Raw genomic sequence first — 15035 nt, 5'->3', positions numbered from 1 at the left:
CAACCACAAAAAAAGCCAATGAATTTTCATCCATTGGCTTTCATATTTTGGCTTGGGAAAGTTAATTACCCAATAATATTTCCTTCTGCATCCCACTCGATCACAGTTCCACGATCTTCCATTTTGAGGTATTGAGGAATGTATTTTTCTTCCAGTTTCACGCCATGCTTATCCATTACTTCCTGAGGAACACCGTCCCAGGCATTTGGAGTATTCCCTACATAGCCCATGTATTTCCAACCTTCAGGGGTAGAGAAATATCCAGAACAAGTAAGGTTCCGAAGCATATTGAACCAGCGTACTCCCCCTTCATATTCAGGTTTTGCTGTGTCTGGCCAGGCTACTTCATCTACGATTTCGATCACTTCAGATTCAGAAAGTTCATTGAATGATTTCCCGAACTTCTCATCCGCTTCAAAATCCAACCACATCAAGCCGCCACGCATACGAGTTTGATTACCAGGCTGATCCTTCATCATAAACTCCATGAAGTCCACTACTTTTAATTCAGTAGCTGAGGGAGATTCATCATCCTTTGGCATAATAATATCTACCAGAGTGCTGAGTTTCTTTCGCTCATCTTCAATGAAAAAGGTCTCTGAAAGTAACTCTAAATCTCGTTGCTTTTCTTCTTCCGTTCTACCGCCAATAGTTCCGCCTGCTAATAAAGCATTTTCAGGCAAAGCTTGCTGCTCAGGTGAACAGCCAGTCAACAATAATCCTGTACCAAGAGAGCCGGTAAAGAGTAGTTTGAGGTTTTCTCTTCTGTTCATGATTTAGATATTTTTCTTTTTCAATTCACCTACTATATAATCGGAAGTTCTCCATGCAAGGGCCAAAATGGTCCATGTTGGGTTCTTATCCGCTTGAGACACAAATGGTCCCGCATCCACTACGAATAAGTTATCACAATCGTGCGCTTGGCAGTTGGAATTCAATACTGATGTAGCGGCATCATCGCCCATTCTAGTAGTACCAACTTCGTGAATAATCCTGCCTGGTGCCAATAATCCATATTTAGATTCAGGACCCGGCTTGGAGCCTAATAAAATGCCTCCAGCTTCTGTCAGGATCTCTTCAAACGTGTCATGCATGTGTTTCGCCTGCTTCACTTCCTGATCTGTCCAATTGTAGTTAAATCTTAGCACTGGAATACCGTATTTATCCACGGTATTTGGGTCAATCTCGCAATAGTTATCATACATAGGCACACTTTCACCTCTGCCAGACATCCCCATGGTGGATCCATAAAGTTTTCTAATATCTTTTTTCAATCCTACTCCATAACCTCCGTTCGGACTTGGAGCACCAAATTCGTCCGTGATATATTTTCTCATCGAATCCATACTTCCTCCGGTGCCATAGGCTGGTTGTCCCATTCCTCCCCAATACTCAATATGGTATCCACGGGCAAAATCCAGTTTCTTGTTATCACCCCACCAAGGAGTGTACATATGCAGACCACCTACACCATCTTCATTGTATCGCTGACGATCCATCAGGCTCGGTACGATTGCCATACGGTCTGTTCCTGTGGAATCATGTAGGTATCTCCCTACCATACCAGAGCTATTTCCAATCCCGTCAGGATGCGATTTTGACTTGGAGTTCATCATGATTCGTGCAGATTCACAAGCTGAAGCTCCAAGCACGACTACTCTTGATTTCAACTTGTATTCCTTCATGTCTACTTTACTCACGAAGGATACTCCGGTTGCCTTACCAGCCTCGTCTGTTGTTACTTTTCTAACCATGGAATGCGTGTAAAGGTCAACTTTACCTTTTTTCATAGCAGGGTGAACCAGACAAGTTCCCGCTGAGAAATCTGCATAAACCTGACAAGCTCTGTTACACTGGCTACAGAAAAAGCAAACTCCTCTTTCCTTGCTGATTGGACGAGTAAGCATGGAAAGACGTGAAGGGATCATTGGAATTCCAACCTTATCCGCACCTTTTTTCATGTAAAGCTCGTGAAGTCTTGGCTTTGGAGGAGGGAGAAAAAAGCCATCAGGCTCATTGTAAATGCCTTCTTTGGTGCCAAATACCCCAATTAGCTTATCTACCTTATCATAGTAAGGTTTCAAATCATCGTAACCAATAGGCCAGTTATGACCTAGACCATCTATGCTGGCTCGCTTAAAATCATTCGGTCCAAAGCGAAGAGAGATTCTCCCCCAGTGATTCGTTCTTCCACCCACCATTCTGGATCGGAACCAATCGAATTCGGTCCCATTCTTTCTAGTGTATGGTTCTCCGTCGATATCCCAGCCTCCGATAGCAGCATCGAAGTCTCCAAAAGGCCGGATTCTAGTACCAGCTCCTCTTCTTGGTGATTCCCAAGGTGGCCTTAACTGCGTGCGATCTTCCTCTTTTGCCGGATCAAAATCACCTCCTGCTTCTACGACGGCAACTGATAAACCTGCTTCGGAAAGAATTTTGGAGGCCATTCCACCTCCAGCTCCAGAACCCACAATAATGACGTCGTAGGCTTCACCGGAATTTTTGATTTGAAAACTCATTAGATAGAATTTACTTTATTGGTGTGGTTCAACTTATTGAGAAGAGAGGTTATTTCATCGATTTCATTCAACCCGCTTCTTTCAATCTTAAATAAACAAAATTATTTCCTTTCAAACTTCGTGATTTCCCTATTCAGACTGCTTCCAAAAGGAATCTGCCCTTGAAAGCAAACATATTGTCATTCGAATAATTGACTTTAATTTCTGATAATCAGACACTAACACATTCACAACACTAAGTATTAGGTTTTAAAATTACTTTAGAAACTTCTTTGATTTTTTTATAAATGGGAATTCAGCCTTTTAGAAAATTTTAATTTTCTCCCTAAAAGAAATTTGCTTCAGTTATTATTTAAAAGGCATTCAATTCAATTTGTTTTTTTGCAATTTTTACACATGAAAATTGTGGTGTTTCAATGAATAAATTATCATTCCTACTTTTTATAATAGTATTAGGTGGACCTGCTTTTTCTCAAACAGGTGTAAAAGGTAAGCTAATTGATCAAGCAGAAAACAGCCCACTGGAATACGCAAGTGTGGCTATTTATCAAACCAAGGATAGCTTATTGATATCTGGAGCCGTGACAGATCAAGAAGGATTGTTTTCCTTAGAAGACTTAAAACCAGGGGATTACTATCTTCTCGCTCAATTTATGGGTTATGAATCGAAGACTGTTTCAGGTGTGTCGATCACCAAAAACCTATTACTGGATTTAGGGTCCATTTTACTCATCCCAGATCAACAATTACTATCAGAAGTAGAAGTATCCGGGAAAAAATTTACGACCATGAATCAAGTAGATCGGCAGGTTTACAATTCAGAAAACTTCCTCACCAGTCAAGGCGGTACCGCAACGGATGTTTTGAGAAATCTACCTTCGGTTAGCATCAATGCTCAGGGTGAACTTTCGGTCAGAGGCACCACCGGCTTTGTAGTTATGATAAATGGCAAACCCACTCAATCCAGTCCAGAAGCTTTGCTCTCGCAATTACCAGCAAATGCAGTAGAAAAGATAGAGTTGGTGACTTCTCCATCTGCCAAATACGATCCGGAAGGTAAAGCTGGGATCATCAATATCATCACAAAAAAGGGAGTGACCGACGGTACATTTGTGCAGGTAAATGCAAAAATCGGTGCTCCAAGCATCGAGCCTTACGATAATCAAGACAATCCACAGCGCTATGGGGCAGACTTCACCATCAATCATAAAAAGGGGAAATGGGATCTTTCTATAGGAGGAAACTTCCAGAGAAATGATATCAATGGTAGACGAGAAGGAAATGTCTATACCATAAGCGGCGATACTACAACTTATTTCCCTTCGGATGGAGAAAGAAGCACAGATGCTAAAACCTATTCAGGAAGGTTCACGCTGGGTTTTACTCCGAATGAATCGAATGACTTCAGTCTAGGGTTCTATGCAGGAAAGAAAACGGCTGATAGAACAGCAGACATTCTTTATTATGATAATCATGCAGATGTGAATGGCGAACGCATTTACACGATGCAGTATTACAATGAAAACCTCAGAATTCGCAGAGGTGATTTTGTTTTGGGTAGCTTGGATTACAAGCATGCCTTCCAAAATGAATCTCAACTCTCAGGCTCTTTTCTTTACGAATACACCATGCTGGGCGGGCCGACCACTAACCGAAACTTAGGCTATCCTGACACCAGCATAATCTATCAGGACGAGTATAACACCAACGACAACCCGCTACATGGAACTCGACTTCAAGTGGATTACAAAACAGCTTCAAAACCATTTGGGACACTTGAATTTGGCTACCAATACCGATTGCTCAACCATACAGGGGATTTTGTCTATGAGCGAAAAAACAATGAAACGGGAGCGTTTGAACTGGTGCCTGAGTTTTCAAGTACAGTGGATTTGAATAGAGTTTTGCATTCAGGATACGGCCAATTGACGGGCATAAAAGGCAAATGGAATTACGCTGCTGGCGCAAGGATAGAAATCATGGACAGAACGCTAGATCTTACTGATAAAGCTGGCACAGTTGATACGACGTACTTGTATGATTTTGTAAAGCTATACCCATCGGCGAGTTTGCAATATTCCATAAGCGAGGAACTGCAACTCAAAACCTCCTATTCCAAACGGGTAGAAAGAACTACTACTTTCAAAATGAATCCATTCCCAGAAAGAGAGCATTCGGAAACATTGGAGCAAGGTGACCCTACCCTACTACCTGAATTTGTGGACTTGGTGGAAGTTGCTGTGGTGAAGGGTTTTGGAGCCAATTCTTTTACCGCTACGACCTACTTCAGGAATGTACAGAATCTAGTCAATCGTGTGAATACGGTCTATAATGACACAATTTTGAATAGAATTTATTCAAATGTAGGTACAGGAAAATCTCTTGGGCTGGAAGTCGGACTGGAATTAAACCCAACCGATTGGTGGAAGATTTTTGCTGGGACAAATGTGTATCATTATTCCATCGACGGGGAATTTGATAATAGACCAATCAATTCTGAAAGTTGGATTTATTCGATCAACGCCAATACAAGCTTTGATCTTGGTAAAAACTGGGAAGTTCAACTAGCAGTAAATTACCTGTCCCCAACCAATACAGCGCAGGGTGAGGATTCCCGTTTTCTCTCTCCTAATCTGAATTTGCAGAAGACTTTTCTGGATGGAAGACTCAGCACCACCCTTCAATGGCTAAATATTGATATGGGATTGCTTTCGACGAATGAGCAACGAATTACCACTTGGCGTGAAGGAGAATTCTACACCACGACGAATTATGTCTATGAAGTAGATGTCATTCAATTTAACCTTAGCTATACTTTCAACAAACTGAAAAACAATTCAAAATTCATTAAGAGTGAGTTTGGAGAGAAAGAGTTCTAGTCAAATCACAAGCAATAAGTAGCGTTATAAAGGATAAAATCGTCACCCTATTGATCAACCTTTTTTAAAGATGAAATCGAGCATGACCCAAAGCGGCACAAAGAGGTATGATTATCCTGCTTGCGAAGATTCCATGTGGCAATTAAAAATCAAATTATAAACACATGAAAAAGCTACTTACTCTCCTGGTTGGAATAATCTTGTTGACGTCTTGCACAGATGATTCTGAATTTGACAATCCTACAGGTATTTTCATTCGAGTGGAAAATGCTTCGGGAGTGGATTTCAAAGACATTTTTATAAGTTCTGGCTCTCGTGGAGTTGAATTTGGAGATCTCAAGGCTGGGAAAAAATCAGATTTTAATGAATTTGAAAATGCCTACCGATATGGATTTGTCAGGCTAATGGCTGATAGGAAAGAATTAAGACTTCAACCATTTGACTATGTGGGTGAAACTCCACTTTCGAATGGATATTACACTTATAAGCTTAAACTAGACGAAACAGATCCTGAAAATGTGCGATTAAGGTTAGAGTTTTTCATTGTCAATTAAAGCTATTGATCTCATTTTCAATGCACTTTAATTAAGTGCTATAAATCCGTCAAATTAATCTCCGATTTTTTTCAATTTCATTTTGAAAAAAGTGTTTGTCAGAAATAAATTTTACTACATTTGCAACCGATTCAAGAGCAAGTCTAGGATCAAGAATAAAATAGCTCGGGGTGTAGCGTAGCCCGGTATCGCGCCTCGTTTGGGACGAGGAGGTCGTAGGTTCGAATCCTGCCACCCCGACTTAGAGCCTGAGATTAATATCTCGGGCTTTTTTTTGCCTAAATAAAACTAAGAGGTCTTACATAGGCAGGATGAGAACCGAGGTTTGAAAACGAAGCGTAGCGAAGTTTCACGAGGGGTAGTGCGGCATGCTTTGCGCGTATGAGTAATCCTGCCACCCCGACACTAAAGCCTCTGATTAATTTTAGAGTTTTTTTTTGTGCTTAAATCCCAGCTATTTTTCATACCGGGGCAAACATCAGTTACTCGTAGAGAATGTTTTGAATAACCTTAAAACTATTTTTTGTTTTGAAAAAGTGATGTCAAAATGAATCCCACAATAAAAATTGTCAGGGTTCCCATCACTATGGTCAAATTGGTATGTAGCGTGTTTTGAAACCCTTCCAAACTGGTTCCTTTCAAAACCACTGCTGATAAACTCATCCATCCTATGACCACAACACCGCATAACACCCCGAGTGTGGCGGCTTTGCTAGAAGCTTTTTTCACAACAAAGGCCAGCAAAAACAATCCAAGAATTCCTCCACTAAAAATCGACGAAAGTGCCCACCATGCATCCAAAGCGGAATTTACTCCATTGAATGCCAGAGCCACTAAAATACTAGCTCCGCCCATGACGAATGAACTGATAAAAAGCACGCACATGGATTGCTTCTCAGTAGCATTTTTATGAATGTATTTCCTATAATGGTCTGATAGGAAAACAGTTGCAGAACTGTTAATACTGGTGGAAACCGTGCTCATTCCAGCAGCAAAAATGGAAGCGATCAATACTCCAGTTACACCTTTTGGAAGTCCCGAAACTATGAAATACGGAAAGACTTTATCTGCATTTTCAGCCAATCGTAAATCGCTAGGCAATAATTCTGGAAACGCTTGATAGTAAGAGAATAAGGCTGTTCCGATAAAGAAAAAAAGCAAAGAAACAGGAACGTAAAGCAAGCTACCCAACCAGGTAGATTTCACAGCTTCTTTCTCTGTTTTGGCAGTGATATAGCGCTGAACATAGCTTTGGTCTATTCCAAAATTTTGAAGGTTGATGAATAGTCCATAAATCAAAATCATCCAGAAAGTCGATTCTATAAAATTGAATTTGAAACTGCCAAGGCTAAATTTATCCGATTCGGATGCAATCGTAAAAACCTCTCCTGGTCCATTGGGCATAGAAAACAAAATGACAATCAAGCAAAGTAAAGCACCTCCAATCAATACGATTCCCTGAATTGCATCCGTCCAAATCACAGCTTCTATTCCTCCAAGCATCGCATAAATAATCACACTCACTCCAGTGCAGATAATGATCAAAGGAATACTCCAACCAAATAAAGCATTCATCGGAAGTGCCAAGAGATACATAATAGCCCCCATTCTGGCCAATTGCGTCAGCAAATAGCATATAGAGGCATACACTCGGGCCCAGGAGCCAAAACGTGTTTCCAGGTAATAATAAGCCGATTCACTCTGGAGCCTACGATAAAGTGGGACAAAATAGTTGACAGCTATCCATGCTGCGAAAGGAATAGATAGACTAAACACAAAGCCATTCCAATTGGATAAATAGGCATTGCCCGGAAGTGCTAAAAAGCTGATGCTACTTACAAACGTAGCGAAGATAGACATCCCAATCGCCCAACTCGGAAGTCGGCCTCCACCGGTAGTATATTCCAGAGAAGTCCTTTTCTTGAATGAAAAAGAAATCCCAAATAGCACTATAGCTGCCATGTAAACGAAAAAAACTATTAAATCTATAATGGGTAAATCCATGGAAGCTAGGTTATTACGGGTTTTTAAAAATGCATTGACTGTATAAGGAACTTGACTAAGTCAAAATCAAGAACTACAATTAGCCTAAAATTTCTGAGAGATCTAAGGTGAAAATCTGATAATAAGTCGCTCCATTCAGTTCTATTTTTCTGTTATAGGCAATGGTGTATTTTCCATTTGCCCAGTTGATATTACTGAGTTGTGAATTGGAACTTGTGGGTCTTGGTAAAACAAGTTGAGTCTCACCATCATTTACTGAAGTAACAAAAATAGCTTCTTCGGCGCCGTAGGCAATGTATTTCCCATCAGCACTCAATCCAAAAGTAGTATTTGGAGCAAAGTCATTATGGGTAATCTGCTTGATTGCCCCTCCATATGGTGAGACAGAATAAATCTGAACTGTACCAGAATCATCTTTCTTGTAAAAGTAAATTGAGTTTCCATCCGGCGAACTTCTCAACCATTGCCTGCGCCCTTGGATTCCCGGGTTTAAATCATCTGCTGTGTAGGTCAATCTTCTTTGCGTTACTCCATGAGGCAAAGAAGGCAAACTGGCATTTGTTCCTGCAGAAACGGAGGCTTTTAAAGCAGAAATATCTTCAGGTATGTCAGATATAAATACTTCCGTTACCTTTTTTCCAGATTTAGAAACTACATCGCCTAGGAAGGCCAATGCATGTTTTTGAACTGTCCCATCTGGCTTTTTATAACCGGCATTTCCAACCCAACACTCCTCATAAGCCTTGTTGATTTCATCAGATCCGGGTTTAGGATTGACTATTACTTTTGCCAGTAATATTGCAAAGCTCAGCCCATCAAAGTTTTCCTCATTCTTTGCCCCCTCAATAGCCACCTCCTCTCCAATAAGCAATGCTCCTACAGTTCGCAGGTCATGAACTTCCGGATTAGATTTTGATTCTTTCTCTAGAATTTCATCGTTGTATGTAAAACTTAGCAACGATCCATCTGAGCTGTAGGAATAGGCGTGGGACCCTCCTCGTAAAGCCCCTTTGGTAAATGGAGGATTTATATCTCTTGCTTCCATTGGCCCTGATGATTCCGGTTTATCCAAATCAACTTTCATAGCAAAGCGTCTTGTGAACGTGTAAGGCTGGGCTGCGGAAGCATTCTTTAACCCATGGATAAAAACCACTTCATTCTGACTAGGGTGAAAACTAACAGCACCTACGCCGGGGCCAAAAGCAGTCTGATTTTCTAGGTCATAGATAGTTTTAAGCTCCTTTGTTTCAAGGTTAACTAGACCGATTGATGGATTTTCTCCAATTTTCGCATCGTCATTTCTAGAATCGAATACCAAAAATTTGTCATCGGGAGAAAAAGCCTGTCTTTGATTCAACATATGTCCTGTTGGTCCAAAGGTCAATTGGGTTTCTTGAAGCTCAGGTTTATTCTCAGTCATGGTTGGATTCTTTGGTTTGCATTGAACTGATATAAAAATCAGGAAAAGGTGCTGAAATAAGAAAACTGTGGAACTTGAAATTTTAATTTTTGAATACATATCATCTCCAATTATATGTCAAGTTCAGACCCCCTCCTCTATCTGAGTTAGTAAAATTGGCTGGAGGAGCGCAATAGACATCCAGCATCTTTTCTCCAGCTTCTATCCAACCTAAGTCTTGTGGCTTTTTGAATACAATTAATCACCATTCTAAAGCCACACTTTTGTTCATCACTAGGTAGGTCAGTCCATCTCAGCTAGCAAAAACTGCCTGATTTACTTTGTTTTGGCTTATTTTCTTAGTAAAATCAATTTATTAAGAGCCCATCATTCCTTCAGGTTGACCCTATTTGATTTGACAACTCGGCTAGCTAATCACTGCAATTTGCTTTAACAAGCTCGAGCAAAAAACAGAAAATCCAAAAATTTAAATTATGAGATCCAAAACGATCTACTGTTACCTTATTGCTTTAATCCTATCTCTAACTACTACTAATCTTTTTGCGCAAGCAGAAATCACTTCTGCTGATACTTTACTTGTAGGGGTAGCAGGAAGTCAGCCTTTTGTGTTTCCTAATAATGTAGAAAACAAAGGGATCGCGATAGATATCTGGGAGGAATTGGCTGCCAAAAAGGGCTGGAACTATCGGTATAAATATTTTGATAAAGTAGAGACCGCACTTAGCGACCTGAGCAAAGAAATGGTAGATGTAGTCGTCGGTCCTATTAGTATAACTTCATCCAGGCTTGAGCATATGCGATTTTCCCAGCCGTTTTACAATTCAAGTTTGTCCATAGTTTCCAGGTCAGATGAACTCACACTTTGGCAAAAAATAAAGCCCTTTTTCAGCTTTAAATTATTGATTGCCGTAGGATTGTTTTTATTTATTCTAGCTCTTGTAGGCACTTTACTTTGGCTTGCCGAAAGAAAAAATTCCCCAGAGCAATTCCCAAAAGATCCAGTCAATGGAATCGGAAATGGCATGTGGCTGGCTGTGGTGACCATGAGTACAGTAGGTTACGGAGATAAGGCTCCAGTTACTCTTGTAGGGAGAATAATAACGGGTACTTGGATTATTATCTCCATCATTTTCGCTACTTCTATGGTTGCAGGCATTGCAAGTACCTTGACGCTAAACTCACTCGGAGCTTCAACCATTCTGAATATAGAACAGCTTTCAAATAAGAAGGCTGCAACACTTGCCGGCTCCCCTTCGGAGGCTTTTCTGAAAGAAAGCAAAGCAAAAACCATAGCCTCAAATTCCCTTCAAGAGGCAATGGAAAAGCTCGAAGAAAACGAAGTAGAGGCGGTGGTTTATGACAGACCTCAACTTCTCTATTACATCAAGCAAAATCAAGGCAAAAATTTCTATCTCGCTAAAGCTGAATATTTCAAACAGGGTTATGGGTTTGCCTTCCCTATCAACTCATCATTAGTATATGAAGTCAACCGGGCATTACTCGAGATATCCGAAGAACAGGAAACCGAAAAAATAATAAACAACTACTTGGAGAAAGACGAGTAGGTGCGAAAGGCTGGAGTTAGGCAATTTTATAGTTGATTTTCTGAATAAAAAGTAAGCTTTTTCCATCTAGACCTAATTATCATAGGCTATCAATCAAGAAATACGTCCATTTAAAATGATTCTTCTGCTTTAATCGCATATTTTTTCTTTTCTTCGGGCTCAAAATAAACCCAAATCACACTTACTTACAGAAATTTTAAGTTTTAAAATCTAAGTATGAAATCGAGTATATCGAAAACAACTTGCAAAATCGTGAGTGTCAGGTATACGAGATTACATGTGACGATAAAAATCAAATTAAATACACATGAAATCGAGCATGTCGGAAGCGACACACAGAGGGATGATTATCTCCCAGGCGAGATTCCATATGGCCTTTAAAAGACAAATTATAATCATATGAAAGAAATAGTAGATGCTATTAATGCAGTAGTTTGGAGCAATGCTCTGATTTTTCTTTGCCTGGCTGCTGGAGTTTACTTCTCCTTTGCCACCAAATTCTTGCAAGTTACTTATCTTAAAGAAATGGTTACACTCCTATTCAAGGGGGAATCTTCTAAGGAGGGTGTTTCTTCATTTCAGGCTTTTGCAATAGCAATCTCTGGAAGAGTAGGAACTGGAAATATTGCAGGAGTGGCTACTGCTATCGCAATGGGTGGCCCGGGGGCTATCTTTTGGATGTGGGTAATTGCCTTTCTTGGTGCTTCATCGGCATTTGTAGAATCCACCCTAGGCCAAATCTATAAGGAAGTAAATAACGGAGAATACAGAGGAGGACCAGCGTATTACATAGAAAAAGGGATAGGCAAAAGATGGTATGCCATGCTTTTTGCTTTTGCCACCATTCTGGCCACAGCTCTTTTTATGCCTGGAGTACAAAGTAACAGCATCGCATTGAGTATGAATAATGCCTTTGACGTGCCTGTTTTCTATACTGGAGTGGTAATTACTGCATTCATGGCATTGATTATTCTAGGAGGAGTAAAAAGAATCAGTAAAGTAGCCGAAGTCGTAATTCCGTTTATGGCTGCAGCATATATTCTGATGGCTATTGTGATTATTAGTATCAATATCACCGAGGTACCAGCAATTTTTGCTTTAATCATCAAGTCAGCGTTCAATATGGAGGCTGCATTTAGTGGTGTATTTGGTATGGCTATCGCTTGGGGTGTGAAAAGAGGAATTTACTCCAACGAGGCTGGGCAAGGAACAGCTCCACATGCAGCGTCAGCTGCAGAAGTAAGCCATCCAGTGAAGCAAGGATTGGTTCAGTCCTTTTCAGTCTATGTGGACACCCTGTTTGTGTGTACTGCCACTGCGCTGATGATCCTTTTCACTGGTCAGTATAATGTCGTCAATCCAGATGGAGGTTTCATAGTAGAAAATCTCCCGGGTGTAGCCTTCGGACCCGAATACACCCAGTTTGCAGTAGCTTCCCAATTTCCTTCTTTAGGTGCAGGATTTGTAGCAGTTTCATTGCTGTTTTTCGCTTTCACCACGATTATGGCCTACTACTATATCGCAGAAACAAATTTGAGTTATTTGATCAGAAAGACAAATAATAAATGGGGCATCTGGGTACTCAGAATTGCAATTTTAGCAGCTACATTCTATGGATCTATCAAAACAGCTGAAATGGCATGGACCATGGGTGACATCGGCGTAGGTCTAATGGCATGGCTGAACATTATAGCAATCATACTGCTTCGAAAGCCAGCTTTCAAAGCGCTGAAGGATTATCAAAGACAGAAAAAAGAGGGTAAGGATCCAGTGTTTATTGCTAAGGATGCCGGTATTGACAATGCTGATTTCTGGAAGTAGGGATTATTTAACTGCGGAGTTCGCAGAGGGCGTAGATTAGCAGACACCCTATTCATAAAGGATATTATTTTCAAAAGCCGACAAGTTAATTGTCGGCTTTTTTTTATGATCGTTATGGCTAAATACTTAATTTGTAGGAAAGAAAGCCGAAATCGATACTTACTGACCAACTTATTTTAAGAAAATGAAAACTCTTAAAACCATCATCGCCTGCCTCTTTCTACTGACTTTTCTGGGATGCGAGGATGACTCAGATCCTTCTAATATTTCAGTAGAAAGGTATGTGGAGTTATTAAAGCAAGGAAAATACGATGCTGACCAATTGCCGGAGTTTTCTTCTCGTGACATACCATCACTTCTAGCTTATAGAAATGAAAGTCTACTAATTAATAACTTCCCAGTCAATACGCTTTCCTCCTCTTTGACTTTGGAATGTACTTTAGGAATGTTTGTCCTATGGACTATCGAATCTATCCGAGCACGTGCGATAAACTCCAAATACCTGTTTCATACCTTTCCATCGCAAAACCCGGTGGTAGATTATAAGGTAGATTTTGGATGGATAGAACAAAGCGATGCCGTTCGTGCAAGTGTAGCTCAATCCTATTTTGATTGGTGGGAAAGCAACAAGGACAAAGATTTTGATGAATTCAAGGATATTGATCCGTTAGGGGAAACAGAATTTCGTTGGCATTAAACTTTACTCTGCATTCGAGGAGCTGATCTTTATTTTTTTATCAAAATGCCACACCCCATAACATGCAAATATGGTGTATATTTACACCAAACAGAACTATCATGGGAAGACAAAGTATTTCATTAACAGAGCCAAATGATAACTGGCTTCAAGAAAAAGTCGCTACAAAAGAATACGCCAGCAAAAGCGAGCTAGTAAATGACTTAATTCGGCAAGAGCGTAAGCGTCAGGAAAATATAGATTGGCTTCGGTTAGAACTGATCAAAGGCGAAGAGAGTGGGTACTCTAATAAAACAAAAGAAGAAATTCTAATCTTGGCAAAAAAAGGTCTGAAATGAATTATTTGCTAAGCCAAAAAGCCGAAGAAGATGTAATTCGAATTTACCGATTCGGCTTTAGCAAATTCGGAGAAAACCAGCCTAACAAATATTATGATGCATTATTTATTTGTTTTGAAAGAATTGGCAAAAGTCCATCTCAATTCCCTGAAGCTTCGCATATACGAGAATCATATCGCTATTGTGTTTGTGGAGCCGACACAATCTACTTTAAACTTAGATCAGACGGCTTACCTGAAATAATTCGAATTATAGGGCGACAAGAGTTTTAAATGCCTGAGGTTTCAATGTGATTACTACGGAGTGTGATTTGCACATTCAATCTACTTATACCTCTTCCTATATTCTCTGGGAGTACATCCATTTATTTTCAGAAAAGCTGCATTGAAGCGACTGATAGAGTTAAACCCACAGTCAAACACAATATCAGTGATACTTTTATCAGTTGCTACCAACTTTCGCTGAGCGTGGGAAATTCTTTCTTCGGTGATATACTCACTAAGCGTACTCCCAAAGGTCTTTTTAAAAATAGAATTTGCATGATCTGGATGCAAACCTACAGCTTGACCTATATCAGAGACTTTTATTGGTTCGGAATAGTTCTGAGCAATAAAAACAGTTATCCTCTCCACATGGCTAATTTCATTGGTTTGCATGGCTACCTGCTCTTTTCTTTCAGATGACAACTTACGAATAGACATTCTGCTTAGTCGAGCATGGATTTCAAGCAAAGCAATTTCGGTGGAACCATTTCCATTAATATCATTCAGCCAGTTTTTAAAAAGAAACTCATCATAGTTTGAATTTTCTTCCTTGTCCTCAAAAATCACTTCGCCTTTTAACAAACTATCCACAAATGCGGTAGAAAGCTTCCATTCTAAAAACAAAGAGAAAGGTACTGTACAAACGTAATAAGGATTCGCTTTCTCAAAATCAATAATTTGATGCGGAACTAAACCCCAAAAAACTGTAAGCCTGCGGGGAGGCGCAACCACTTTCCTTCCTTGAAAAAGATAAGTAATTCCCTCTTCAGGAAAATAGTTGATTTCTATCTCATTGTGCCGATCTGGCTTTCTCATTAGACTTGGGGACCATAGCTCACAAGTCAATCCATACGGTTTAAACTCATTTCTACGTTCATCAAAACTGCTTATCATCTGGGAATACGATAGGTTTATGTAGAAATGTATGTAGTTTTTCCATAAATACGAGAATAAATTTGAAGCAAATAGTAATTC

General features: G+C 40.0%; 12 protein-coding genes and 1 tRNA gene. 8 read left to right on the top strand and 5 right to left on the bottom strand.

Annotated elements, in window-relative coordinates; genetic code table 11:
* Positions 1–65: 65 nt before the first annotated feature.
* Positions 66–773 (bottom strand): gluconate 2-dehydrogenase subunit 3 family protein, encoded by a 708-nt coding sequence (locus ACPUEN_RS02510; RefSeq protein WP_425638254.1) that lies wholly within the window; start codon positions 771–773, stop codon positions 66–68.
* A 3-nt stretch (positions 774–776) separates the two neighbouring features.
* Entirely contained in the window at positions 777–2519 is a 1743-nt protein-coding gene (locus ACPUEN_RS02505; protein ID WP_111613469.1) for a GMC family oxidoreductase, read from the bottom strand.
* 416 nt (positions 2520–2935) lie between these two features.
* Here ACPUEN_RS02505 and ACPUEN_RS02500 point away from each other — a divergent pair, with 416 nt between their 5' ends.
* The 3 genes from ACPUEN_RS02500 (at position 2936) to ACPUEN_RS02490 (ending at position 6192) form a co-directional block, all read left to right on the top strand.
* Positions 2936–5398, top strand: a complete 2463-nt coding sequence (locus tag ACPUEN_RS02500) for a TonB-dependent receptor domain-containing protein (protein WP_425638253.1) — start codon at positions 2936–2938, stop codon at positions 5396–5398.
* A gap of 164 nt (positions 5399–5562) precedes the next feature.
* The gene (locus ACPUEN_RS02495; protein ID WP_425638252.1) at positions 5563–5952 is read left to right on the top strand and encodes a hypothetical protein; all 390 of its coding nucleotides are present in this window, start codon (positions 5563–5565) and stop codon (positions 5950–5952) included.
* 166 nt (positions 5953–6118) lie between these two features.
* Positions 6119–6192, top strand: a tRNA-Pro gene (locus ACPUEN_RS02490).
* A gap of 276 nt (positions 6193–6468) precedes the next feature.
* On the opposite strand, the gene ACPUEN_RS02485 is transcribed toward ACPUEN_RS02490, so the two are convergent.
* On the bottom strand, positions 6469–7956 hold the full coding sequence (locus ACPUEN_RS02485) for a sodium:solute symporter (RefSeq protein ID WP_425638251.1): 1488 nt from the start codon (positions 7954–7956) through the stop codon (positions 6469–6471).
* Between the two features lie 79 nt (positions 7957–8035).
* On the bottom strand, positions 8036–9376 hold the full coding sequence (locus ACPUEN_RS02480) for a DUF3748 domain-containing protein (protein WP_425638250.1): 1341 nt from the start codon (positions 9374–9376) through the stop codon (positions 8036–8038).
* A 473-nt stretch (positions 9377–9849) separates the two neighbouring features.
* Between ACPUEN_RS02480 and ACPUEN_RS02475 the strand changes: the two genes are divergently transcribed.
* The 5 genes from ACPUEN_RS02475 (at position 9850) to ACPUEN_RS02455 (ending at position 14069) form a co-directional block, all read left to right on the top strand.
* A complete protein-coding gene (locus tag ACPUEN_RS02475; protein ID WP_425638249.1) occupies positions 9850–10941 on the top strand; it encodes a transporter substrate-binding domain-containing protein in 1092 nt (363 codons plus the stop codon).
* Between the two features lie 399 nt (positions 10942–11340).
* Positions 11341–12762 (top strand): alanine/glycine:cation symporter family protein, encoded by a 1422-nt coding sequence (locus tag ACPUEN_RS02470; protein WP_425638248.1) that lies wholly within the window; start codon positions 11341–11343, stop codon positions 12760–12762.
* Positions 12763–12946: 184 nt separating this feature from the next.
* Positions 12947–13459, top strand: coding sequence for a DUF4943 family protein (locus ACPUEN_RS02465; protein WP_425638247.1), 513 nt, complete (start codon positions 12947–12949; stop codon positions 13457–13459).
* Positions 13460–13560: 101 nt separating this feature from the next.
* Positions 13561–13797, top strand: coding sequence for a ribbon-helix-helix domain-containing protein (locus tag ACPUEN_RS02460; RefSeq protein ID WP_425638246.1), 237 nt, complete (start codon positions 13561–13563; stop codon positions 13795–13797).
* Positions 13794–14069, top strand: coding sequence for a type II toxin-antitoxin system RelE/ParE family toxin (locus ACPUEN_RS02455; protein ID WP_425638245.1), 276 nt, complete (start codon positions 13794–13796; stop codon positions 14067–14069). The genes ACPUEN_RS02460 and ACPUEN_RS02455 overlap by 4 nt, the downstream gene beginning before the upstream one ends.
* Before the next feature lie 51 nt (positions 14070–14120).
* Here ACPUEN_RS02455 and ACPUEN_RS02450 read toward each other — a convergent pair whose 3' ends face one another.
* Positions 14121–14954: a helix-turn-helix domain-containing protein gene (locus tag ACPUEN_RS02450; protein WP_425638244.1), complete on the bottom strand. Its 834-nt coding sequence runs from the start codon at positions 14952–14954 to the stop codon at positions 14121–14123.
* Positions 14955–15035: the final 81 nt, after the last annotated feature.

The sequence above is a fragment of the Algoriphagus yeomjeoni genome (assembly GCF_049821175.1).
GTDB classification, from domain to species: domain Bacteria; phylum Bacteroidota; class Bacteroidia; order Cytophagales; family Cyclobacteriaceae; genus Algoriphagus; species Algoriphagus yeomjeoni_A.
The sequence above is the reverse complement of the archived record's forward strand: the minus strand, read 5'-3'. Positions and strand labels throughout refer to the sequence as shown.